The sequence below is a fragment of the Vicinamibacterales bacterium genome (genome assembly GCA_035699745.1).
Lineage (GTDB): Bacteria > Acidobacteriota > Vicinamibacteria > Vicinamibacterales > 2-12-FULL-66-21 > JAICSD01.
This window is the reverse complement of the sequence record DASSPH010000034.1, coordinates 41,942-65,495: the sequence shown is the minus strand read 5'-3', so window position 1 is coordinate 65,495 and position 23,554 is coordinate 41,942. Positions and strand designations below refer to the sequence as shown.

16 protein-coding genes and 1 tRNA gene are annotated in these 23,554 nt (G+C 68.3%); 7 read left to right on the top strand and 10 right to left on the bottom strand.

What is annotated here, in order from left to right:
- Positions 1–6: 6 nt before the first annotated feature.
- The 4 genes from glmS to rsmI form a co-directional block, all read right to left on the bottom strand.
- Entirely contained in the window at positions 7–1,854 is a 1,848-nt protein-coding gene (gene glmS / locus VFK57_06880; protein ID HET7695415.1) for a glutamine--fructose-6-phosphate transaminase (isomerizing), read from the bottom strand.
- A 61-nt stretch (positions 1,855–1,915) separates the two neighbouring features.
- A complete protein-coding gene (glmU, locus tag VFK57_06875; GenBank protein ID HET7695414.1) occupies positions 1,916–3,313 on the bottom strand; it encodes a bifunctional UDP-N-acetylglucosamine diphosphorylase/glucosamine-1-phosphate N-acetyltransferase GlmU in 1,398 nt (465 codons plus the stop codon).
- A gap of 40 nt (positions 3,314–3,353) precedes the next feature.
- A complete protein-coding gene (locus VFK57_06870; GenBank protein HET7695413.1) occupies positions 3,354–4,166 on the bottom strand; it encodes a tetratricopeptide repeat protein in 813 nt (270 codons plus the stop codon).
- 60 nt (positions 4,167–4,226) lie between these two features.
- A complete protein-coding gene (rsmI, locus tag VFK57_06865; GenBank protein ID HET7695412.1) occupies positions 4,227–5,060 on the bottom strand; it encodes a 16S rRNA (cytidine(1402)-2'-O)-methyltransferase in 834 nt (277 codons plus the stop codon).
- Between the two features lie 24 nt (positions 5,061–5,084).
- On the opposite strand from rsmI, the gene VFK57_06860 reads away from it, so the two are divergent.
- Both VFK57_06860 and VFK57_06855 read left to right on the top strand, forming a co-directional pair.
- Complete coding sequence (locus tag VFK57_06860; GenBank protein HET7695411.1) at positions 5,085–6,743, top strand: DUF885 domain-containing protein; 1,659 nt, start codon at positions 5,085–5,087, stop codon at positions 6,741–6,743.
- Between the two features lie 5 nt (positions 6,744–6,748).
- On the top strand, positions 6,749–7,057 hold the full coding sequence (locus VFK57_06855; protein ID HET7695410.1) for a zinc ribbon domain-containing protein: 309 nt from the start codon (positions 6,749–6,751) through the stop codon (positions 7,055–7,057).
- A 61-nt stretch (positions 7,058–7,118) separates the two neighbouring features.
- Here the strand turns inward: VFK57_06855 and galU are convergent, their stop codons facing one another.
- Entirely contained in the window at positions 7,119–8,021 is a 903-nt protein-coding gene (gene galU, locus VFK57_06850) for a UTP--glucose-1-phosphate uridylyltransferase GalU (protein ID HET7695409.1), read from the bottom strand.
- 54 nt (positions 8,022–8,075) lie between these two features.
- Between galU and serS the strand changes: the two genes are divergently transcribed.
- Positions 8,076–9,356 carry a serine--tRNA ligase gene (gene serS, locus VFK57_06845; protein HET7695408.1) on the top strand — a complete coding sequence of 427 codons (1,281 nt, stop codon included), beginning with the start codon at positions 8,076–8,078 and terminating at the stop codon, positions 9,354–9,356.
- Positions 9,357–9,369: 13 nt separating this feature from the next.
- On the opposite strand, the gene VFK57_06840 is transcribed toward serS, so the two are convergent.
- Both VFK57_06840 and VFK57_06835 read right to left on the bottom strand, forming a co-directional pair.
- Positions 9,370–11,715, bottom strand: a complete 2,346-nt coding sequence (locus VFK57_06840) for a carboxypeptidase regulatory-like domain-containing protein (protein HET7695407.1) — start codon at positions 11,713–11,715, stop codon at positions 9,370–9,372.
- Positions 11,597–14,119: a hypothetical protein gene (locus tag VFK57_06835; protein HET7695406.1), complete on the bottom strand. Its 2,523-nt coding sequence runs from the start codon at positions 14,117–14,119 to the stop codon at positions 11,597–11,599. The genes VFK57_06840 and VFK57_06835 overlap by 119 nt, the downstream gene beginning before the upstream one ends.
- A gap of 201 nt (positions 14,120–14,320) precedes the next feature.
- On the opposite strand from VFK57_06835, the gene VFK57_06830 reads away from it, so the two are divergent.
- The 4 genes from VFK57_06830 to VFK57_06815 all read left to right on the top strand — a co-directional run bounded on the left by VFK57_06830 (position 14,321) and on the right by VFK57_06815 (position 18,454).
- A tRNA-Ser gene (locus tag VFK57_06830) sits at positions 14,321–14,410 on the top strand.
- Between the two features lie 8 nt (positions 14,411–14,418).
- Positions 14,419–15,165 (top strand): methyltransferase, encoded by a 747-nt coding sequence (locus VFK57_06825; GenBank protein ID HET7695405.1) that lies wholly within the window; start codon positions 14,419–14,421, stop codon positions 15,163–15,165.
- Positions 15,166–15,274: 109 nt separating this feature from the next.
- Positions 15,275–16,555, top strand: coding sequence for a cation:dicarboxylase symporter family transporter (locus tag VFK57_06820; GenBank protein HET7695404.1), 1,281 nt, complete (start codon positions 15,275–15,277; stop codon positions 16,553–16,555).
- Positions 16,556–16,558: 3 nt separating this feature from the next.
- Complete coding sequence (locus VFK57_06815; protein ID HET7695403.1) at positions 16,559–18,454, top strand: hypothetical protein; 1,896 nt, start codon at positions 16,559–16,561, stop codon at positions 18,452–18,454.
- Here the strand turns inward: VFK57_06815 and VFK57_06810 are convergent.
- The 3 genes from VFK57_06810 to VFK57_06800 form a co-directional block, all read right to left on the bottom strand.
- On the bottom strand, positions 18,417–19,727 hold the full coding sequence (locus VFK57_06810; protein ID HET7695402.1) for a hemolysin family protein: 1,311 nt from the start codon (positions 19,725–19,727) through the stop codon (positions 18,417–18,419). The genes VFK57_06815 and VFK57_06810 overlap by 38 nt on opposite strands.
- Complete coding sequence (locus VFK57_06805; protein HET7695401.1) at positions 19,724–21,037, bottom strand: hemolysin family protein; 1,314 nt, start codon at positions 21,035–21,037, stop codon at positions 19,724–19,726. The genes VFK57_06810 and VFK57_06805 overlap by 4 nt, the downstream gene beginning before the upstream one ends.
- A 95-nt stretch (positions 21,038–21,132) precedes the next feature.
- A complete protein-coding gene (locus VFK57_06800; GenBank protein HET7695400.1) occupies positions 21,133–23,547 on the bottom strand; it encodes an ABC transporter permease in 2,415 nt (804 codons plus the stop codon).
- Between the last annotated feature and the right edge of the window lie 7 nt (positions 23,548–23,554).

Genomic DNA, 23,554 nt, shown 5'->3' with positions numbered 1-23,554 from the left:
CCAAATCTACTCGACCGTCACGCTCTTCGCCAGGTTTCTCGGCTGGTCGACGTCGCAGCCGCGGCGGACGGCAATGTGGTAGGCCAGCAGCTGCAGCGGCACCACCATCAGCACCGGCGTCAGCAGCGGATGCGCCGCCGGTACCGTGATCAGAAAATCCTGCGCCGGGTCGAGCAGCTGCTTGATCGCGTCGTTCCCGGCGGTGGCGAGCGCGATCACCGCGCCGCCGCGCGCCTTCGCCTCCTGGATGTTGCCGATCATCTTCTCGAACACGTGATCGTCAGGGGCGATCGTCACCACCGGCATGTGCTCGTCGATCAGCGCGATCGGCCCGTGCTTCATCTCGCCGGCGGGATAGCCCTCGGCGTGGATGTACGAGATCTCCTTCAGCTTCAGCGCCCCCTCGAGCGCGATGGGATAGTTGATGCCGCGCCCGAGGTAGAGGAAATCGCTGCGCTGGTAGAACCGCCTGGCAATCTCCTCGGTGACCGACTCGCAGCCGTCGAGCGTCTGCTCGAGCAGCAGCGGCAGCTGCGTCAGCGCCTCCAGGTGCGGGCGCGCTTCGTCGGGCGTCAGCGTGCCGCGGATCTGGCCGAGATAGATCGCCAGCAGGTGCAGCGCGACGAGCTGCGAGGTGAACGCCTTGGTCGAGGCGACGCCAATCTCCGGCCCGGCATGGGTGAGGACCGTGCCTTCGGTCTCGCGCGTCGCCATGCTGCCGACCACGTTGCAGATCGCCATGCTGCGGGCCCCCTTCTTCTTGGCCTCGCGCAGCGCCGCCAGCGTGTCGGCGGTCTCCCCTGACTGCGTGATCACGATCGCCAGCGTGTTGTCGGAGACGATCGGATCGCGGTAGCGGTACTCCGATCCGTAGTCGACGTCGACCGGCACGCGCGCCAGCGACTCGATCATGAACTTGCCGACCAGCCCGGAATGCCACGACGTGCCGCAGGCGAGAATCACCACCCGCTCCACCTTCCGCAGCACCGCGTCCGGGATGTCGATCTCGTGCAGGAAGACCCGCCCCTTCTCGATCGACGCGCGGCCGAGCACGGTCTCTTTCACCGCCATCGGCTGCTCGAAGATCTCCTTGAGCATGAAGTGCTTGTACCCGGCCTTCTCGGCCATCACCGGATCCCAGGAGATGCGCGTGCTCTTCTTCGAGACCGCGCGGCCCGAGTAGTCGGTGAACTCGACGCCGCCAGGCGTGATCACCGCCATCTCCTCGTCGCCCATGAACACGACGTCACGGGTATGCGCGAGGATGGCGGGAATGTCGGAGGCGACGAAGAACTCGTTGTCGCCGAGGCCGACGACGATCGGCGGCCCGTTGCGCACGGTCACGATCTTGTTCGGGTCGTCCGCCGAGATCAGCACCAGCGCGAACAGGCCGCGCATGTAGAGCAGCGCCCGGCGCACCGCGTTCTCGAGCCCGTCCCCCTTCATCTCGCGCTCGACCAGATGCGCGACGATCTCGGTGTCGGTTTCGGTGACGAAGGCGTGCCCTTCGGACTCGAGCTGGCGCTTCAGATCGAGGTAGTTCTCGATGATGCCGTTGTGGACGACGACGATGCGGCCGGTGCAGTCGCGATGCGGATGGGCGTTCTCTTCCGTCGGCCGGCCGTGGGTGGCCCAGCGCGTGTGCCCGATGCCGTACTCGCCGTCCAGCGGGCTGGCGACGATCGCCTCCTCGAGCCGCGCCAGCTTGCCGGCGCTGCGCCGCAGCTCGATCGATCCGTCGCGCACCACGGCGACCCCGGCGGAGTCATAGCCGCGATACTCGAGCCGCCGCAGGCCGTCGATCAGAATCGGCAGGACCTGCTTCTCGCCGATGTAGCCGATGATGCCGCACATGGTGAATCCCTTTCGAGCTCCGACGTCCGGGCCTCTGCCCTCAGCCCTTAGCCCTTAGCCCTTAGCCCTCCGACTTAGGGCCTCGGTTCCGCTTCTTCTCGACCCACCCCTCGATGTTGCGCTGCCTGCCGGCGCTGACCGCGAGCGATCCGGCCGGCACGTCCTCGCGGACCGTCGTGCCGGTGCCGATGTAGGCCCCTTTGCGAACCGTCACCGGCGCGATGAGCTGCGTGTCGCTGCCGACGAAGGCACCATCCTCGATGACGGTCCGATGCTTGTGCGTGCCGTCGTAGTTGCACGTGATCGTGCCGGCGCCGATGTTCACGTTCTCGCCGATCACCGCGTCGCCCAGGTACGAGAGGTGGTTGGCCTTCGACCCCTTGCCGAGCACCGTCTTCTTGAGTTCGGTGAAGTTGCCGACGTGCGCCCCTTCGCCGATGTCCGACTGCGGACGGAGGTGCGCGAACGGGCCGATGCGCGCTCCGGCGGCGACGTGCGATTCGCTGATCACGCAATAGTTGTTGACCACCACGCCGTCGTCGAGGGTCGAGTCGACGATCCGCACGCCGGCGTGGATCACGCAGCTGGATCCAATCCGCGTGCGCCCCTCGAGATACACGTTGGGGTGGATCACGGTGTCGGGACCGATCGTCACGTCGGGGCCGATCCAGGCCGTCGCCGGATCGACGATCGATACGCCCCCGGCCATCAGCTCCTCGTTGCGCGTCGTCTTCAGAATGGCGGTCACGTCCGCAAGCTCCCTCCGGCTGTTGACTCCGAGGATTTCCCGCGAGTCGTCCAGCCGCACCGTTTCCACCGTCCGCCCCTGCGAGCGGTAAATCCCGACGAGGTCCGGCAGGTAGTACTCCCCCTGCGCGTTCCCCGATCCGATCGATCGCAGCGCGTCGAACAGCGGCTCGAGCGCGAAGGCATAGATGCCGCTGTTGATCTCGTCAATCTGACGCTCGGCCGGGGTCGCGTCCTTGTGCTCGACGATCGCCGTGATGCGGCCGTCTTCCCCGCGCACGATCCGCCCGTACTCGTGCGGCCCGGTCACGCGGGCCGTCAGCACCGTTGCGGCGGCACCGGTCGCGGCGTGGACGTCGACGAGCGACTTCAACGTCGCCGGCCGCAGCAGCGGCACGTCCCCCGAGAGCAGCACCAGCGTGCCGGTCGCGCCCGCCAGGTGCGGTTCCGCCTGCAGCACGGCGTGCCCCGTGCCGAGCTGCGGCTGCTGCAATGCAAAGCGGAGGCCCAGCCGTTTTGCGAGCCCGGCCGTGACGCGTTCTGCCTGGTGGCCAACGACCACCACGGTCGTGGCGGGATGCAGCGAATCCGCGGTCCTGAGCACGTGTTCGATCAGCGGCAGCCCGCCAGCCGGATGCAGGACTTTCGGCTCTGCCGACTTCATGCGGGTACCCTTGCCGGCCGCGAGTATGACGACGTGGATGTTCGACATAGGCCGGGGGCCTACCCAGAAATGGAACTGACGAGGTGAATCAGCGACGGGGCTTTCGCGAACGGACGGCTGCGGCCGGGGCTGACGCGGCGACGGTGGTGGGACCCTCTGCCGGCGCCGTGTCGAGCGCGACCTTGAACCCGGGTTCCTCGCGAATGATGTCGAGGTCCTGGTCCTGGCGGGCGCGCGAGCGGTTCTCCGGGTTCAGCGCAATGGCGCGGCGCAGATGATCCAGCGCCGTGCCCGGATCGCCGCGCTGGGCCATGGCGACCGCCATCAGGTAGTGTGCGTGATCGTGGCGCGGGTCCTCGTTCAGTGCCCGCTGCAGATGTCTCAACGCGGTAGGTTCATCGCCCGAATTCTGCGCGACGGTCGCGGCGTAGACCCACTCGTCGGCGGTTTTCGGCGTCGGTTCCTTCGGCTCGAGTTCGCGCTCGCACACCTTGAGATAGAGGCGGGCGCGCTCGAGCAGTTCGCGCTCGTCCGGGTAGCGCTCGATGACGGTGCGGAGCGCCGCGGCGGACGCCGCGAAATCGCGCCGCTGCAAGGCCTGGAGGCCCCGCTCGTACATCGCGACCGCCTCGTGATACGTCGGCTTGCGCGGCGGCGGCGCGGGAGGCGCGGGCGGTGCCGGCACCGGCGCCGCCTTCACGGCTTTCGCCGCAGCCTGGGACGCGGGTTTCGGTGCAGGCCGTTTGGCCGACGGCTTTCGGGCGGCATTCCGAACCGAAGCGCCCTTGCCGGGCCGCGAAGACCGTTTCCGGTCGGCTGCGCCACGTTTGCTGGCAACGCGGGCGGGTTTACGAGCGGAAGTCCGGGATTTGGTCACCCGGCGCGATTTGGCCATCGGCATCTGCGGTCTTACCCGGCAGCGGAACCCGGCTGGCACAGTAACAAATCCCGTTGGTTTGGGTCAAGACTCCAGCAATCTGTACAGCTGGTTCACGGAAAGGCCGTACCGCGCCGCCAGCTGCTTGAGTGCGTCACGCCGGCCGATCGCCCTGTCTTTGGCCAATCGACCAAGTTCCTCGCGCAGGTGGTTCACGTCGGGGACTGAAACCGGCGCAGACGACGAGGCGTTCTTGGGGGGAATGAGGAGCGTGAACTCGCCGCGGGCCTCGTGAAATCGCGTGCGCGCCGCCGATATCGGTCCAATGACCAATTCCTCGTGGGCCTTGGTCAACTCGCGGGCGACGGCGATCTCGTGGTCCTTACCGAACAGCTCTCCCAGCTCGTCGAGAGTGCGCGCAATCCGATGCGGCGCCTCGAAAACAACGGTCAATTGGCCTATATCCACCAGCCTGGCCAGCCATCGCTCGCGGTCAGACGACCTATGTGGTGGGAAACCCAGGAAGGTAAACCCTTCGCCGCCCCAGCCGGAGGCGGACAGGGCGGCCATGACCGCACTCGGTCCCGGGATCGCTTCGACCCGAATCCCCGCGGCACGCGCCTGCCGGACCAGGCCCTGCCCCGGATCCGAGATCAGCGGCGTGCCCGCATCCGTCACGAGCGCAATGGAATCGCCCGCTTTCAACCGATCGATCAGAACGGGCGCCTTCTCGTGCTCGTTGTGGGCGTGCAGGCTCGTCGTCCGCGTCGAGATCGAGTAGTGTTGGAGAAGCCGCGCTGTCCGGCGAGTGTCCTCGGCTGCAATCAGCGGGACGTCGCGAAGGATCCTGAGGGCGCGCAACGTGACATCTTCGAGGTTGCCGATGGGAGTGGCGACCACATACAGGGTGCCGGCCATGCGCGGGGCGCCGATCTTATCAGAATGTATTCCGCCGAACCCTTACCGCATTTCGTCGACGAGTACCTCGCGTGGCTGCACGAAATCCATCCGACCAACGCGACGTTCGACGGCGTTCACCTGCACGACGATTTGCTGGAGGATTTGAGCCGCAGCGGCATCGACGCCCAGATCCGCACGCTCGGAGGCTTTGCCCGGCGCCTCGCCGCCATCGATCCCGCGCGGCTGACCGCCGTCGAGCGCCTGGAGCGCCCGGCGCTCGAAGCCAGCATCCGCTCGCGTCTCTTCGAGCTCGAATCGGTCCGCACCTGGGAGCGCAATCCGCAGTACTACGGCGATCTGCTCTCGACCAGCCTGGCCGGACAGATCCTCTTCGATTACGCGCCGTTGCCCGAGCGCGCCCGGCGCGTCCTGTCGAAGCTGCGGCAGGTGCCGCGGCTGATGCAGGCAGCGCGGGACAACATCAAGGATCCCCCCGGGATCTTCGTCAAAGTCGGTCTCGAAAGCCTGCGCGGCACGCTGCGGTTCATCGAGGACGACCTGCCGCGGGCGTTGTCGGCGCTCGACGACCTGCACGTGCTCGGCGATCTCGCGGACGCGTCGACGGAAGCGTCGCGCGCGATCGGCGCCTACGTGCAGTACCTGGAAAGTGAGGTCGCTCCGCGCGCGCGGGGCTCCTTTCGCCTCGGGCGCGAGCGGCTGCAGGAGAAGCTGCGGGTCGATGAAGGCATCGGCCTCGACTACGATCGGCTGCTGAGCATCGCCACGCGCGAGCTGCACGCCACGCAGGAGGAGTTCCGGCGCGCGGCGTCGAAGCTCGACGGGGCGGATCCCGCCGCCGCCTGGGCGCGCGCCAAACTCCAGCACCCCGAACCGGGCCGCGTCGTCGCCACGGCGCTGGAGCAGCTCGACGAGCTGAAGACGTTCATTCAGCGCCAGGACCTGATCTCGCTTCCCGGGTCCGAGCAGGTGCACGTCGCGCCGACGCCGCGGTTCTATCGCTGGACGTTCGCCAGCATGTGGACCCCCGGGCCGTTCGAGACGCGGCCGCTGCGCGCCTACTACTACATCACCGACGTCGATCCTTCGTGGCCGGCCGACCGCCAGGAGGAGCACCTGCGCGATTTCAACTACGGAGCGCTCTGGGCGATCTCGATTCACGAGGTCTATCCGGGCCACTTCCTGCACTACCAGCACCTGCGGCAGGTCGCGGCCACGTTCCGCAAGTCGATCCTGTTCTCGTCGACGGCCATGGTCGAGGGGTGGGCGCACTACGCGGAGCAGATGATGGTGGAGGCGGGCTTCCGCCGCCAGGATCCGTCGGTGCGGCTGGGGCAGCTGGCGGAGTCGTTGATCCGGCTGTGCCGGCTGGTCGTCGGGCTGCGGCTGCACGGCGAGGACCTCTCGGTCGAGCAGGGGGTGCGGTTCTTCCGCGACGAGGCATACCTCGAGGACGCTGCGGCGCGCCGCGAGGCGGAGCGCGGCACGTTCGATCCGTCGTACGTGCTCTACGCGCTGGGGAAGCTCATGGTGTTGAAGCTGCGCGAGGACTACCAGCACGCCAACCCGGACGGTTTCACGCTGCGCGGCTTTCACGACACGGTACTGGCGAACGGCACCGTTCCGCTGTGGCTGCACCGGAACCTGCTGCTCGGCGAGAACAACGGGGCTATGCTGGAATAGAGACGATGCCTTTATACGAGTACGAGTGCGAGGCCTGCCAGAAGCGATTCGAGCGGATTCAGAAGTTCTCGGATCCGCAGGTCGACGTCTGTCCGAACTGCGGCCGCGGACCGGTGCGCAAGCTGCTGTCGTCGCCGGCCATCCAGTTCAAGGGATCCGGGTTCTACATCACCGATTACGCGAAGAAGTCCACGTCCGAAGCCGGGAGCAAGTCCTCGAGCGGCAGCAGCGAGTCGTCGACGTCCGAGGCGAAGACGAGCGACAGCAAACCCGAGTCGAAGACCACGGATTCCACCAGCAAACCGGAAAAATAGCGCCGCCCTCGCGCAAATCAGGGATGGGAGTTATCCGTCTTATCCGTGAGATCCGTCGCGGCTAGCGGCGGGAGCCGGCCGGGACGTCGAGGCCCAGCTCGCGCAGGTATGCGCGGAACGGCTCGGCGAGGTCGTCGCGCCGCAGCGCGAAATAGACCACCGCCTTCAGGAAGCCCAGCTTGTTGCCGGTGTCGTGGCGGACGCCGTCGATCTTGCACCCGTAGATCGGCCGCGTCTTCAGCAGACGCCGCAGACCGTTGGTCAGCTGAATCTCGCCGGTGCGATCTTTCTCGCGGGCGGTTTCTTCCAGCGCGGGAAACACGTCGGGCGTCAGCACGTAGCGGCCGATGATGGCGAGATTCGACGGGGCCTCGTCGCGCGGCGGCTTCTCGACCAGGTCGCGGATCCGATAGACCCCGGGCCGCACTTCTTCGGCGTCGATGACGCCGTAGGCGCTGACGTTCTCCTCCGGCACTTCTTCGATCGCCAGCACCGGGCCGCCCACCTCGTGGAACACGTCGATCATCTGGCGCAGCGCCGGCGGCCGCGCATCGATCACGTCGTCGCCGAGGATCACGGCGAATGGCTCGTCGCCGATGAGGTCCTTGGTCACGAGCACGGCGTGGCCGAGGCCGAGCGGCTCCCCCTGGCGGACGTACGAGACGTTCATCAGGTTCGAGATGTTGCGGATCTCGTCGAGCAGTTCCCGCTTGCCGCGCGCCTCGAGGAAGGTTTCCAGCTCCACCGAGACGTCGAAATGATCCTCGATCGCGTTCTTGCCGCGGCCGGTCACGAGGATGATGTTGTGCACGCCGGAGGCGAGGGCTTCCTCGACCCCGTACTGGATGATCGGTTTGTCGACGAGGGGCAGCATCTCTTTCGGCTGCGCCTTCGTGGCGGGCAGGAACCGCGTGCCGAGGCCGGCGGCGGGAAAGACGGCCTTCCGAACCTGCGTCTTCGTCATGGTCACCCTGGGCATCGTACCTCACGCCCGCCGCCCCGGTATAGGATTTAACCCATGCTCGATCCTGCGTTCGTCCGCGACCACACGGACGAGGTGCGTGCCGGCCTGCAGAACCGCGGCCTCGACCCGGATTCGATTCTGGCGCCGTTCGCCGCGCTCGACGCGAAACGGCGCGAGCTGATTCCGGTGGTCGAAGGACTGAAGCGCGAGCAGAACGCCGCGGGCGAGGAAGTGGCGCGGGCGAAGAAGCAGGGACTCGATCCGTCGGCGATTTTCGCGGCCAACAAGGCGCGCGGCCAGCAGATCAAGCTGCTCGAGGCGGAGCTGGACGGCGTCGAACAGCAGCGCCAGGATCTGCTGATGATCGTTCCCAACCTGCCCCACCCGACGGTTCCGGTGGGCAGGAGCGCCGATGACAACGTCGAAGTGCGGCGCCACGGCCGCCCGCGCGAGTTCGACTTCGAGCCGAAGCCGCACTGGGATCTGGGTCCCGCGCTCGGCATCCTCGATTTCGAGCGCGCGACCCGGATGTCGGGCGCGCGCTTCTCGGTGCTGATGCGCGGCGGCGCGCGCCTCGAACGCGCGCTGATCAACTTCATGCTGGACCTGCATACGCGCGAGCACGGCTACACCGAAGTCGTGCCGCCGTTCCTGGTCAACGCGGACGCGCTGCGCGGCACCGGCAACCTGCCCAAGTTCGAGCAGGATCTCTTCAAGATCGCGGGTGACTGGGATCTGTTCCTGATTCCGACCGCGGAGGTGCCGCTGACCAACCTCTATCGCGGCGAGATCCTGGACGGCCGGGATCTCCCCTTGCGGTACACCGCCTACACGCCGTGCTTCCGCAGCGAAGCGGGATCGTACGGCGCCGACGTTCGCGGATTGATCCGCCAGCACCAGTTCGACAAGGTGGAGCTGGTGAAGTTCACCACCCCCGAACAGTCGTTCGACGAGCTCGAGTCGCTGACCGCCAACGCCGAAGAGGTGCTCAAACGTCTCGAGCTGCCCTACCGGACGATCGTGCTGTCGACGGGGGATATGGGATTCGCCTCGGCGAAGACCTACGACATCGAGGTGTGGCTGCCGAGCCAGCGCACGTACCGCGAAATCTCATCGTGCAGCAACACGATGGCCTTCCAGGCGCGCCGCGCGAACATCAAGTTCCGGCCGCAGGGGACCGGCAAGGTCGAGTACGTCCATACGCTGAACGGCTCAGGTCTCGCGGTCGGGCGTACGTTGATCGCCATTCTCGAGAACTATCAGGAGCGCGACGGATCGGTGACGATTCCCGCCGCGCTGCGCCCGTTCATGGGCGGCCTCGAGCGGATCAGCTGATCCGCGTCTGCGCCTAGCCCGGCAGCTCGAACTGCAGTTTGCCGGCGAGCTCGGACAGCTCGCGCAGCCGCGCCTCGCGCTCGGCGGTCGCCTTCGCAAGATCGCCCCGCAACGCGCTGAGCCGGTCCTCCTGATCGGCGAGCTGCTTGGTGTAGCGCTGGATCAGCGCCTTTTCCTCACTGCTGCCGCGCAGCGCCTTCATGTTCTCGCGCACGCGCTGCTGATCGCGCTCGATCTCGGCAAGCTGCGCGTTGATGGTCGAGATCCGCCGGTCGACCGCCGCCATCTCCGCCCGCTTGTCGATCAGCGGCTGCAGGGCACGGCGCAGCGCCGCGTCGTTCGCGCCGGATCCCGCCAGAATCGCGATCGTGCGATCGTCGACCTCGCTGAGACGATACGTCGTGTCGCCCCCCTGCCGTTCGGTGAGCGTCAGCGCCGCTTCCTGCTTCGGCGGGAGCGCCAGGCGATACCGCGCCGCGTTCGGCGACAGCTCCGCGGGGGCGGGTTCACCGGCCATCGCCCACCCCGGACGCACCGGGTGTTCGATGATCAGCGTTCGCGCCGACGCGTCCTCGTTTCGAGCGGTGTACTTCCAGGTGACGCGCTGCTCCTGTGACGCGACCAGAAGTCCGTTCTGCGCCACGATTTTCAGCACGCGCCCGGTTCCAGGCTGCGGCTCGGCCTTGACGAGCACCGCGAGGTCGGCACCATAGGAAATCAGCCGCCGTTCTCCGGGCTTCAGCGACTCGATCAGCCCCTCGCCGGCAAATGCATTGGCGTCGATCACGCTGAACGATCCGCCGTCGAGTGTCAGGGTGCTGGAGTTGGTGAGCCACACGCCGCGCAGCGGACGGCCGGAACCCGCGCCTTTCGTCCACATCGAGACCCGCTCGGCGTCCACTTCCGCCTGCAGAATCGGGACGAGCGCGGACTCGTTGCGCCGGATCGTGACCGGCTGCTGCAGCCGGTATTCGAACAGTTCGCCGAGTTCCTGCCCCTGGGCTGCGGGTGCCGCGGCCGCCATGTAGTCGATCGCCGGAGGAGGCGGCGCCGGAACCGGCATGTCGGCCGACCGCGCCGGCAGACCGCCGGCCACCCCGCCGGCAGCGCCCCCGCGCCCGCCGGCACTGCGAGCCAGCGGCGTGGCTGACGAGATGGTGACACTCTCGCTGACCCCGCCGACGCCCATGGTGACGTCAGTCCGCTGCCGGCCGCCGGCGGTCAGCGTCACCGTCCGTCTCGCCGGCTGAAATCCCGCCAATTGCGCGGTCAACGTGTAGACGCCCGGGGCGGCGCCGAGATCGAACCCGCCGCTCGCGTCTGTCACCGCGCTGGCGACGGCGCTGCCGGACGCATCGAGCAGTTCGACGCGGGCCCCGGGGAGCACACCTCGACCAGGATCCCGCAGCGTTCCGGCGACGCGGCCCTCGCCGCCGACCAGCGTCCCGGCATGAGTCTGCGGCTGGAGCAGCACGGCGGGCGGCAGCGGCACCATCGGCCGCTGCACGTAGTAGGGCTGCGAGATCTGCTGCACGAACGACTGCGGCGCGCCGGCGACGAGCGACAGCTCCACCCCCGTCCAGTCCTGGGCGAGCGTGTTGTCGACGATGGCCCAGCCCTGCAGCATCGGCCTGGCGCCGGCCTCGGGAAGGACCAGCCGGTACGTCGACTTCCAGATCGGAACCTCGCTGATGTAGCTGATCGCGATCCGCCGCGTGCCCGTTCCGGTTGCGCTCATGACCATGCGTCTGGCGTCTTCCCCGCGAGTGGACGCCGTGATGCCCAGATACGCCGAGATGTCTTCGCGGACGTCGCGCTCCGCCAGTTGCACCGTGGACGCGGGCGTCAGTTCGACGGTGCGGATCGCCCCTTCGTCGCCGATCAGCGTCAGATCCGTGACCGGTTCGAGAACGCCGTTGCGCGCGCGCGTTCGCTGTTCCGCGCTGAAGATGCGCCCCGCCGTCTCGGCGGCGCCCGACCGGACGATCACCCGGGCGCCGCGTAATGCCTGCAGCAGCTCCAGACGGTCGGCCTCGCCGCCGATGCGGGTGCGCAAGGTCGCCAGACGCTGCTCGATCGGCGCGACGGAGTTGTAGCTGATGCTGGCGATCGAGCCGCCGTCCAGATCGAGGGCGGTCAACGACTGCAGGACGTCGTTCAACTGGGCCGACGTGAACTGAATGGTCACCGGCGTGTTGCCGGTCACGGAACCGAAGTGCTCGAAGAATCCGACGCCGCTCTTATAGAGGATGACCCGCCTGACGGGCAGATCCGGTCCCGCCTGCGCCGGCGCGCGCTGCGCTTCCACCCCCGTCATCGCGAGCAGGATCGCCCCAGGAATCAGCAGCCGGCCGCGCACTCGACACCTCCCGTCCCGGGTATCGGACCGAGACGAGCGCGGCTGCACCCGCGTAGACGGCTCCGCCGGCCAGGAGGGTGGTCGAGAAGCCCCAGATCATCGCGATGAACACCGCCAGAATGGCGCCGAGCACCGAGAGCGCGCCGTTCATCGCCCAGGCCCAGGGAACGAGCTGCGGTCGGGCGGCCGCCAGCATCCGGATTCCCGCCGGCAGCGGCACGCCCATCACCATGCCGGCGGGCATCATCAGCGCCACCGCCAGCGCCATGCGCGCGCTCAGCGGCCATCCGATCCCCGCCCGCAGAATCGCCGGCAGCACGGTCGTCCAGAGGAGCGCGATCGCGACGACGACGCCGCACGCCAGGGCGGCGCTTCGGCGCAGCGACGCGTCCGGGATGCGCCGGCTCAGCGCGCTCCCCAGCCCGGTGCCGAGCAGGATCGAGAGCAGCGTCACGGTCAGCGAATACACCGGATGCCCGAGCAGCAGCACGAAGCGCTGCAGCAGCGCCACTTCGATCAGCATGAACGCGCCGCCGAGACACGCGAAGTAGGCGAGCGGGCTCATCCAGTTCGCGCCGAGCGACGCGCGCGAGCTGACCGCCAGCGGACCCACGACGAAGATCACGATCAGGAACGACGACACCGCGACGAGGATCAGCAGCGCCGTCAGCCCGCCCGTGCCCCAGGAACCGGGGTTGTCGGGACGCTCGACCTGCTGCCCGGCGAGCCGCAGCACCGGCGCCACCGCCCAGTGGTTGCGCAGCCGCGTGGTGTGGAAGAAGAACGGACGGTCGTCGGTCGTCGGCGCGATCTCGAGCGGAAAGGTGTCGTAGACGGCGCGGCGATCCGGCGCGAGCAGCAGCTTCGCGTACTGGTCCCGGCTGTCGCCGAGGGTTGGTACCGGGTGCCCCGGCAGGTACATCACGGTGAAACCGAGCGCGTCCGCCGTGTCCTTGAGCAGGCGCGTCTCCTGCGCGGTGAATGGCGTCTTCTTCAACAGGAAGGTCGCCACCTTGTCCTGCTGGACGATGGCGAGGCGATCCGCCGGGTTCCAGCCTCGGCGGGCGCCCGCTTCCTGGGCCAGCGAGACCAGCCGCAGCCCGTCGAACACCCAGCGCGAGATGCTCAACACCCCGCGATCGGTCAGGTGATTCAAATAGTCGTCGAACGCCTCGACGGTGTAGAGCGAGTTCTCGCTCAGGGCGTACGCCCCCGCCGCCGTCGCGGCCCAGGTATCGACGAGCGATGCCTGAATGATGTCGTACTGCTTCGGCGACCGTCTGACGAAGCTGCGGCCGTCTTCGATCGCGATGGTGACGTTCGGCCGGTCGTACACGGCGCCGGAATACTCGCGGAAGCGGCCGCGCATCACGTCGTCGACGATGATCGGGTTGATTTCGACGCCGTCCACGGCGGTGGCGCCGAAGACGAGCGCCGTGTGCAGGTCGCGCCCGCCGCCGGTGCCGATGACCAGTGCATGGAACGGCGTGGCGGGAGGCGCCAGCGGCGTCCCGAACAGCCGGTACCCGATCGCCGTCAGCTCGTACTGCAGGAACCCGGCATCGCGATCGCTGCCCACCTTCAGGATCTGTGTGGCGGCCGCCGAGTCGATGTCCATCAGCCTGAAGTCGGGCAGCGGCCCCTTGTAGCGGTCGCTCAACGACCACGATCCTCCCGCGGCGACGTCGTAGACGCCGATCCGCGAGAAGGAATTCCACTTGCTGAACAGCACGCGGTCGTGCTCGTGCCCTTTGGTGGTCGAGACGCTGAACACGCCGGCCAGCGATCCGGCGATGGTGACGACCGCGAAGGCGGCGGCGGTGGCGGCAAAGCGAGGCCGCCGCGCCGGGGTGGCGAAACACGCCGCGGCGGCGATGCCGAGGACCGCCGAGGCCACGATCGCTCCCGGCGCGCCGATCAGGTTCAGCGCCGGCATGAGCAGCAGACACGCGGCCGCGGCGCCGAGCAGGTCGGCGGCGTACACGCCGTTCACCTGCGCCGCCGCGCGCGAGATCGCGACGGAGATGGCGGTGCCGCCGGTGAAGAACGGCAGCGCCGACAGCACGTACATCACGCACATCAGCGCGATGTTGGCCGGCGTGTACGACAAACCGACGCGCAGCTTCACCAGCAGCGCGAGCGACAGCAGCGTCGCCACGGCGAAGGCGACGGCATGTCGCTCGAGCAGCAGGTCCGTCGGCGTCTCGCGCCAGCGTTCCTGGCGGAGGAACACGTAGACCCCCGCGGCGCTCAAGCCGAACAGCGCGATCGAGATCGCCATGAACGCGAAGTGGTAATACATGGTGACCGAGAAGATCCGCGTGAGCGACAACTCGATCATCAGCAGCGCGCCGGCGAGGAGGGCGACGCCCGCCAGCGTCCGGGCGGGAACGGGGGAGGGCACAGGGCAGTATAGCTGCAGCAGTGCGCAGTGCGCAGTGCGCGGTGCGCGGTGCGGAGTGCGCGGTGCGCGGTGCGCGGTGCGGAGTGCGCAGTGCGGAGTGCGGAGTGGGCAGTGCGGAGTGCGCACTGAGCGGCGAGCGGTTGGCGGCAGGCGGCCAGCGGCACGCATGGCACCGGACAGGTGTGAGAAAATTACCTGCGCGGAGAGATGGCCGAGTGGTCGATGGCGGTGGTCTTGAAAACCACTGAACCCGGAAGGGTTCCGGGGGTTCGAATCCCTCTCTCTCCGCCAGCTTCCACATGGTCGACATACAGGCCTGGCTCGCCGCACTCGAGCAGCGCCATCTCGCCAACCTCACGCGCTCCGAGCTGACGCGCGCGCTCCGCGCGCTGTCGTCGGTCTACGTCGAACGCCGCGAGAAACTGCCGGGCGGCGCCGCACTCGACAGCGCCGGCAAACGCGCCGCCTTCGCCCTGTTCTACGGACCGATGCACTTCCTCACGATCGACGCGGTCGCCCGGGCGCTCGGCGCCAACGCCTCCTCACCGGAGGCCATCCTCGATCTGGGATGCGGCACCGGTGTCGGCGGCGCGGCCTGGGCGCTGGCCTGCCATCGGCCGCCGCGGATACGAGGCATCGATCGCAACGCCTGGGCCGTCGCCGAGGCAAACTGGACCTACAACCAGCTCGGCCTCCGCGGCCGCGCCGCGATCGGCGACGTTCTCGAGGACGCCGCGTCCGCGAAGGCGCCGGCGCCGCCGATCCTGCTCGCATATGCGGTGAACGAGCTGCCGGATCGACAGCGCACGGCGCTGCTCGAGAGGCTCGCCGACGCGCGTGCGCGCCGGTCCTTCCTGATCGTCGAGTCGATCGCCCGCCGCGACAAGGCGTGGTGGCCCGAATGGACGGACCGGCTCGCAGGTGCGGGTGCGCGCGCCGACGAATGGCGGTTCTCCGCGAACCTGCCGCCCGCCATCGCGCAGATCGCGCGCAGCGCCGGACTCGATCCGCGCGAGCTGACCGCGCGCACGATCTACAGAGCGTAGGCACGCGCCGCCGGGACCGGCCAGGGGCGTAGTACAACCTCGCCAACGCGCCGGATATTCCCTGTCCGGCCGCCCCGGATCGCTGCAGGGCTCGGGGTAGAATCCCCCGATGTCTTCAGCCGCACCGCCACTTGCCCGTACTCGGAAGGGCATCACTCTCACGCAGCAGATTTTCATCGGACTTGCCCTCGGCATCGTGGTGGGCGCGATCATCCAGCAGGTCGATCCGGCCTGGAGCGCCTACTTCCGGCCGTTCAGTCAGTTGTTCCTGCGCCTGATCAAGATGATCATCGCGCCGCTGATCTTCGCCACGCTCGTGGCGGGGATCGCCGGCGCCGGCCATTTCAAGGTGGTCGGCCGCATGGGCCTCCGCGCGATCATCTACTTCGAAGTCGTCACTACCCTCGCACTGATCATCGGACTGGTCGCCGTCAACATCACCCGCCCCGGCGACGGCGTCAATCTGCCGATAGGCCAGGAGTCCGGGATCACCGCCAAGCCCCAGACCTGGGATCAGATTCTTCTCCACGTCGTCCCCGAGTCGGTGATCGATGCGATGGCGAAGGGAGACGTGCTGCAGATCGTCGTCTTCAGCATCTTCTTCGGCATCGCGCTCGGGATGATCGGCGAGAAGGGCAAGCCGGTGCTCGCATGGTGCGAAGCCGTCGCCGAGACGATGTTCAAGTTCACCAACATCGTCATGCACTATGCGCCGATAGGCGTCGGCGCGGCGATCGCCTATACCGTCGGCCACGGCGGCCTGGGGATCCTGATCAACCTCGCCAAGCTGGTGTTGACGCTGTACGCGGCGCTCGCGGTGCTGATTCTCGCGGTCATGCTGCCGGTCGCGCTCATGTTCAAGATCCCGATCCGCAAGTTCGTCCGCGCCGTCAAAGAGCCGGCGATCATCGCCTTCTCGACCACGTCCAGCGAGGCGGCTCTGCCGCGGGCGATGGAAGTGCTCGAGCGCCTGGGCGTGCCGAGACGGATCGTCTCGTTCGTGCTGCCGCTCGGCTACAGCTTCAACCTGGACGGGACGACCTTGTACCTCTCGCTGGCGGCCGTGTTCGTGGCCCAGGCGGCCGGCGTGGAGCTGACGATCGGGCAGCAGATCACGATGCTGCTGACGCTGATGCTGACGAGCAAGGGCGTGGCGGGCGTGCCGCGCGCCTCGCTCGTGATCCTGGCCGGCACGCTGGCCATGTACGGCCTGCCTCTCGAAGGGATCACGATCATTCTCGGCGTGGATGAGCTGATGGACATGGCGCGGACGATGACCAACGTGATTGGCAACTGTCTGGCAACGGTCGTGATTGCGAAATGGGAAGGAGAGTTCACCGAGGCGAGCGACGAGGAGCTCGCGCTGGCGGCTGAACGCGGGGAAATCTAGACGGTGCACCGCAATCGCGGCAGGTTCTACCACTGGTTCTTCGAAGGGGCGCGCGAAACCGGGGTTGTCGCGACGCACCAGTCGTCGTGGTGGAACGTCATGTGTCTCACCGGCGTCGACTATTTCTCGACGCTCGGCTATCAGCCGGGAATCGCCTTCCTCGCGGCCGGCATCCTGTCGCCGATGGCGACGATGGTGCTGGTGCTCCTGACCCTGGCGGGGGCGCTGCCGATGTATCGCCGCGTCGCCGAGCTGAGCCCGCACGGGCAGGGCAGCATCCAGATCCTCGAAGAACTGCTGCCGCGCTGGCGCGGCAAGGCCATGGTGCTGTGCCTGCTCGGCTTCGCCGCCACCGGCTTCATCATCACCATCACCCTGTCGGCCGCCGACGCGTCGGCGCACATCATCGAGAACCCGATGGCGCCGCGCTGGATGAACCACCCGGTGCTCGTGACGCTCGTGCTGCTGTCGGCGCTTGGCGCCATCTTCCTGAAAGGGTTCCGTGAAGCGGTCGGCCTCGCCGTGCCGATCGTCGGGATCTACCTTGTCTTGAACGTCATCCTGATCGCCCACGAGCTCACGCTCGTGTGGGAGCAGCCGAATCCGTTCGAAGGCTGGTTCGACGCCGCCCGCACGCAGCATGGCGGCGTGGGCAGGATGACGCTGGTTGCGCTGCTGTTGTTCCCCAAGCTGGCGCTGGGGCTCTCGGGCTTCGAGACCGGCGTGGCCGTCATGCCGCTGGTGCGCGGCGACCCCGACGACACCGAGCGCCAGCCGCGCGGCCGCATCCGCAACACCAAGAAGCTCCTGACCGCCGCTGCGCTGATCATGAGCGTGCTCCTGGTCGGCAGCAGCATCGTCACGACCCGTCTCGTGCCGCCCGAGGCGTTCGCGCTCGGCGGCGAGGCCTACGGCCGCGCGCTGGCGTACCTCGCGCACGAGCACATGGGCGAGACCTTCGGCACGATCTACGACTTGAGCACCGTCGCGATTCTCTGGTTTGCCGGCGCCTCCGCGATGGTCGGCCTCATCAACCTCGTTCCGCGGTATCTGCCGCGCTACGGGATGGCGCCCGAATGGGCGAAGGCAAACCGTCCGCTCGTGGTCATCTTCACCACGGTGACGTTCATCGTCACCATCCTCTTCAAGGCGGACGTCATCGCACAGGGCGGCGCCTATGCCACGGGTGTTCTGGTTCTGATGGGCTCCGCGGCGCTCGCCGTCACCCTGGCCGCGCGCAAACAGGGCCGGCCGTACTTCGGGTACGTGATCCTGACGCTGGTCTTCGCCTACACGACCGTCGTCAACATCGGCGAGCGTCCGGAAGGCCTCAAGATCGCTTCGATCTTCATCGCCGGGATCGTGATCTCGTCGCTGATCTCGCGGGTGATGCGCTCGACGGAGCTTCGCGTGCAGGGCATCGATCCGGATCCCGAGGCCGAGGCCTTCATCAGGGAAGCGGCCAGGGGCACGGTGCGCATCATCGCGAACCGGCCCGATCGCGGGGATGCCGCCGAGTACGAACACAAGCTCAAGGAAGCCCGCGAGTCGCACCACCTGCCGCCGGAGGAACGCCCGCTGTTCGTCGAGGTGCGTCCGAGCGACGTCTCAGCGTTCAGCGAGCGCCTGCGTGTAAAGGGAGTGAACGTGGACGGCCACCTGGTGCTCCGCTGCTCGAGCCCCGCCATCCCCAACGCGATCGCCGCTCTGCTGCTGCACATCCGCGACCAGACCGGCAAGATTCCGCACGCCTACTTCGGGTGGACGGAAGGGAATCCGATCGCGTACCTCTTGAAATTCCTTGCCTTCGGCGAGGGCGACACCGCGCCCGTCGCCCGCGAAGTGCTGCGCCAGAGCGAGCCTAATCCTCTGCGGCGTCCGCGGATTCACGTAGGGTGACGGCGGCCTCGTCCACGCCGCGCCCCTGCGTCGCCGTCACTTCGAGCTCGAGCCGTCCGTACTCGACGCGGTCGCCGACCCGCGGCAGTCGCCCGAGCAGCGTCAGGATCAAACCGCTGACACTGTCGACCTCCTCGTGCGCCAGGTCGAGATCGAAGGCCTGTCCCAGCTCGTCGAGCCGCATCGTCCCTGAGACGCGCAGCCGGCCCGACGCGTCGAGCCGCGGCCCCGAACGCTGATTCGGACTCTCGCCGATCTCGCCGACGACTTCCTCGAAGAGATCCTCCAGCGTCACCACGCCCGACGTCCCGCCGTGTTCGTCGATGACGATCGCGAACTGCGCCCGGTCGCGCCGCATGACGGCGAGCACCGCATCGAGCAAAGCTGTTTCGGGCACCACCGGCGCGGAGCGCGCCCCCTCCGCCGTCACCGGGGTGTTGTTCAGCAGCAGCCGGAGCAGGTCCTTGATGTGATACGTGCCGACGATGTGATCGAGATCCCCCTCGAACACCGGGTAGCGGGTGCGCGGATGATCGCCGATGATGCGCCGCAGCTGCTCCGGCCCCGCCCCGACCGGAATGCCGGTGATGCGGACGCGCGGGACCATCACCTCGGCGGCGGTCAGCTCGCCGAACTCGAACAGCTCCTGCAGCACCTGGCCGGACTCGGATCGCAGCGCGCCCTGCTCCTCGGATTCCTCGACGATGAGCTGCAGCTCCTCCGGCGTGTAGTACTGCTCGACGCCGTTCGCCGTCCGGTTGATGCCGAAGAAGCGCAGCACCAGGTTGCCGAGGCCGTTCAGCATCACGACCACCGGCAGCAGCAGCGTCTGAATCCAGAGCATCACCGGCGTGATCACCAGCGCCATGCGCTCCGCCGACTGCAGCGCCAGCGACTTCGGGATCATCTCGCCGACGACGACGTGGAAGTAGGTCAGGATGCCCACCGCCAGCACGCTCGCGAATCCGTGCGCCACCAGCCATGTCGCGACGCCGCCGTGACCGAACCGTTCGCGCAGCCAGTCGGCGACGACATGCTCGCCGTACATGCCCAGCCCGAGGCTCGCCACCGTGATCCCGATCTGCGCCGTGGCGATGTAGCGGTCCTGCCGTCTGGCGTCTCGAAGCACGCTCTGCACCAGACGGGCCAGGGGCTGCCGCTTTGCCGCGCGGTTGTCGATCGCGGCGCGCGGCGCGCCGACGATGGCGAACTCCGCGGCGACGAACAGCGCGTTCAGCAACAGCAGCAGGACGATGATGATCAGCGGGATCACGCCGTCTGCTCCTGGTCGTGATCCGGCGGCGTGACGATCGCGGATCCGATGTGCTGCTCGTCCGCGCTCTCGATCTCGACCGCCAGACCGCAGATCGTCAGGCGCTCCGACGGTTCGGGAAGGCGGCCGGCTTCGCGGAGGATGAACTCTTCGACCGTCATCCCCTCCGTCGGCCACGCCCCCCCGACCCACACCCGCGCGCGCTCGAGCGGAAGCTCACCCGGCAGGCGGACACGTCCGTCCGACAGCCGCAGCGGCAGCAGCCGCGGCGTCTTGAACTCGTCCGCGACGCTGCCCAGCAGCTCGCCGAGGACGTCCTCGAGCGTAATCAGTCCGACGATGCGATTGGTCTCGTCGACCACGAGCGCCTGGTGACTGCGGCGCTCGCGCAGGAACGCGAGCAGCCGGTCCGCGTTCATGGTGTCGGGCACGCGCTGCACCGGGCGGACCAGACCGCTCAACGTTCCCGCCTCGCGCCTCTCGAGAAAGTGCGTGACGACGTCTTTCGTGTGGAGGATGCCGGCGATGTCGTCGAGCGTGCCGCGGAATACCGGCAGCCGGCTGTACGGACTGGTCGCGGCGATCCGCAGCACGTCGCGCCACGGCGTCCGCCACTCGACCGCCGCCAGACGGTCGCGCGGCACCATCAACTGTCTGGCGTTGCGCAGGCCGAGACGCAGCGCGCGGTGCAGCCGGACCTGTTCCTGCGGCTCCAGCAGGCCGCCGTCGCGGCTCTCCGCGATCAGCAGCGCGATCTCCTCCGGTGAATGGACGTGGCGATGGCCCGTGCTCGCGAGCCCGAACGCGCGCAGGACGAGATTCCCGCTGCCGTTGAACACCGCGATCAGCCACGCGTACGCGTGCAGCGACCACTGCATCGGGACGACGGTGTAGATGAGCGTCTGGGTCGGGTGCGCCAGGGCGACGGCTTTCGGCACGAGCTCGCCGAGGATCACCGACAGGAACGTCAGGATCGCCAGGATGACGACGGCGGCCACCTGCACGGCGGCGTCGGGTTGGAGCCCGAACCACGCAACGAACAGAGGGGCGGCCGGCGGCGCGAGAACCGCCTGGGCGTAGGCGCCGGCAATCAGGCTCGACAGCGTGATTCCGACCTGCGAGGCGGCGATGTAGCGGTCGAGCTCGCGCGGATCCTCCACCACCGGAAGTGCGCGAACGGCGAGCGGGTGGCCATCCTCCGCCATTCGCCGGATCCGGCTCCGCCGCGCGCCTACCGCCGCGAATTCGGCCGCGACATAGAGCGCGGTGAGTAGAACCAGCAGCAGGATGACTCCCGCCGGCACCAACATGCCGCCCGATCGTACTCGATCCCGCTCCGACCGGCCTTGCCCCTCGGATCCCCCCTACACGCCCTTTCGCAGCGCCCGCCCGCGGCTGCTCGGCCTCACTCGGCGCGCAGCGCGACGACCGGATCCACGCGTGTCGCCCGGAGGCCCGGCACCGCGGCTGCCGCCGCCGCCACGAGCGCCAGCGCCGCGGCGACGGTCGCGAACGTCAGCGGGTCCGACGGAGTGACGCCGTACAACAGCTTCTGCATCAGCCGCGTCAGCAGCCACGCGCCGCCGGCGCCCGCGGCGAGGCCGACGGCGGCCAGCGTCATCGCTTCGCCGAGCACCAGCCGCATGACGGCCCCCCGCTGCGCGCCGAGCGCCATCCGGATGCCGATCTCCTGCGTCCGTTGCGTCACCGAGTAGGCGATGACGCCATAAATGCCGACGGCGGCGAGAATCAGCGCCAGGCCCGCAAACCCGGCGAGCAGCATCATCGTCAGCCGCCGTTGCGCCACGGACGTGTCCAGCACGTCCTCCATCGTCCTGATGTCCGCCGCGGCGACGTTCGGATCGATCTGGTGCAGCGCATCGACGGCAGCGGACACGATCGAGCGGGGGTCGCCGGCGGTGCGAATGGCGATCGTCGCAAACGGATAGGTGAAGCGTCCCGGCGGCCAGTAGATCGTCGCGCGCGGTTCCGTCTCCAGATCCTGCTGGCGCACGTCGCCGACGACGCCGACGATCTCGTCCGGCGCTTCATCGTTCCAGCTCACGATGATGCTCTTGCCGATCGGATCCTGTCCGCGGAAGTGCCGGTTGGCGAGCGCCTGGTTGACGATCACGCGGCGGACCCCGGTGCCGTTGTCCCGCGCGTCGAATGCGCGTCCGCGCAGCACCGGAACGCCCATGGCCTTGAAGTAATTGTTGGCGACGACGCGGACGTCGGTCACCGGTTCCTGCCCGGCTGGCGGCCTGGGCTGACCGACGATCGCGAACCCGGTCGCGGCGCCGAGCCCCGCCATGGGCAGGAAGCTCGTGCTGCCGGTCGCGATCACGCCGGGCAGCGCATCGAAGCGCTCGAACAACTGATTGAAGAACGCCTGCTGCCGCTCCGCATCGGGATACCGCGACGTGGGGATCGAGACTTTGACCGTAATGGTGCGCGCTGGATCGAATCCGGGGTCGACGCGCAGCAGCGTCACGAACGACCGGAGCAGCAGGCCGGCGCCGACGAGAAGGATCAGCGCGAGCGCGATCTCGACGACCACGAACGCGCTCCGTACGCGCGCGCCGCGCGCCGCAGAGCCCGACCGTCCGCCGTCTTTCAGCGTGTCGGTCAGCTTCGCCCCGGCGGAGGTCAGCGCCGGCGCGATGCCGAAGACGAGCGCGCTGACGACCGCCGCCGCAATGGCGAACAGGAGAACCTTGCCGTTGATGCCGACCTGTTCCAGCCGGACGATCGGCAGACGTTCCGCGACCGTTGTCCGCAGGGCAAGCAGCCCCGACCAGGCGAGCCCGAGGCCGGCCGCGGCGCCGAGCAGCGACAGCAGCAGGCTCTCTGCGAGCATCTGGCGGACGAGCCTTCCCCTGTCGGCGCCGAGCGCGGCGCGGACCGCGAGCTCCCGCTGCCGTGCCGTGGCCCGCGCGAGAACGAGATTGCCGACGTTGGCGCAGGCAATCAGCAGCACGAAGCCGACCGCGCCGAGCATCACCCACAGCGCCGGGCGCACGTCGCCCGTGAGCTGCTGTTTGAGCGGGACGACGTTCGCCGTCCACCCGGTATTGAAGGCGGGAAAGCGCGCCGTCAGCTCGGCGTGGACGCGCTTCATGTCCTCCTGCGCCTGCGCCATGGTCACCCCGTCCTTCACCCGGCCGACGACGCAGATCCATCGCCCGCGCGGCGTGCGCGCTGAAGGAGGCAGGCCGATCGTCGACCAGACGTCCACGTTCTTGTCGAGAATGGAGAAGCCCGGCGGCATCACGCCGACGATGAGCGTCGGCTGCCCGTTCATCGTGACGGTGCGATTGACGACGGCCGGATCCGCGCCGAAGCGCTGGCGCCACAGACGGTCGCTGATCAACGCCACGGCGGCGCGCGGCGCGTCTTCCTGCGGCTCGAAGTCGCGGCCCAGCGCCGGACGCACGCCGAGCACGCGCAGCAGGTTGCCCGAAACCATCTGGAGCGGCAGTTCCACGGCGTCACCGGCGCCGGTGAGCGTCGTCCGGAATGTCATCGACACCGCCGACATCTCGGTGAAGGCCTGATTCAGCTCGCGCCAGTGAATGAAATTGCCGGGCGAGACCACGTTGTTCCTGCGATCGCGCGGCAGGTTGTGCTCCCAGACGACGGCAATCCGATCGGGATTGGAGTAGGGCAGCGGACGGAGCAGCAGCGTATCGATGACGCTGAAGATCGCCGTGTTGGCGCCGATGCCGAGCGCCAGCGCGGCGACGGCGACGGCGGTGAACCCGGGAGAGCGGCGAAGGAGTCGGGCCGAGTACCGCAGGTCGTTCAACAGGTTCCGCATCAGGGTC

What these genes read in the sequence shown, in the direction of transcription:
- VFK57_06855 (HET7695410.1), top strand. Translation starts at nt 6,749, where the DNA reads ATGCCTTTATACGAGTACGAGTGCGAGGCCTGCCAGAAGCGATTCGAG.
- VFK57_06820 (HET7695404.1), top strand. Translation starts at nt 15,275, where the DNA reads ATGTCTTCAGCCGCACCGCCACTTGCCCGTACTCGGAAGGGCATCACT.
- VFK57_06805 (HET7695401.1), bottom strand. Translation starts at nt 21,037, where the DNA reads ATGTTGGTGCCGGCGGGAGTCATCCTGCTGCTGGTTCTACTCACCGCG.
- VFK57_06870 (HET7695413.1), bottom strand. Translation starts at nt 4,166, where the DNA reads ATGCCGATGGCCAAATCGCGCCGGGTGACCAAATCCCGGACTTCCGCT.
- VFK57_06825 (HET7695405.1), top strand. Translation starts at nt 14,419, where the DNA reads ATGGTCGACATACAGGCCTGGCTCGCCGCACTCGAGCAGCGCCATCTC.
- rsmI (HET7695412.1), bottom strand. Translation starts at nt 5,060, where the DNA reads ATGGCCGGCACCCTGTATGTGGTCGCCACTCCCATCGGCAACCTCGAA.
- glmS (HET7695415.1), bottom strand. Translation starts at nt 1,854, where the DNA reads ATGTGCGGCATCATCGGCTACATCGGCGAGAAGCAGGTCCTGCCGATT.
- serS (HET7695408.1), top strand. Translation starts at nt 8,076, where the DNA reads ATGCTCGATCCTGCGTTCGTCCGCGACCACACGGACGAGGTGCGTGCC.
- glmU (HET7695414.1), bottom strand. Translation starts at nt 3,313, where the DNA reads ATGTCGAACATCCACGTCGTCATACTCGCGGCCGGCAAGGGTACCCGC.
- galU (HET7695409.1), bottom strand. Translation starts at nt 8,021, where the DNA reads ATGACGAAGACGCAGGTTCGGAAGGCCGTCTTTCCCGCCGCCGGCCTC.
- VFK57_06860 (HET7695411.1), top strand. Translation starts at nt 5,085, where the DNA reads ATGTATTCCGCCGAACCCTTACCGCATTTCGTCGACGAGTACCTCGCG.
- VFK57_06800 (HET7695400.1), bottom strand. Translation starts at nt 23,547, where the DNA reads ATGCGGAACCTGTTGAACGACCTGCGGTACTCGGCCCGACTCCTTCGC.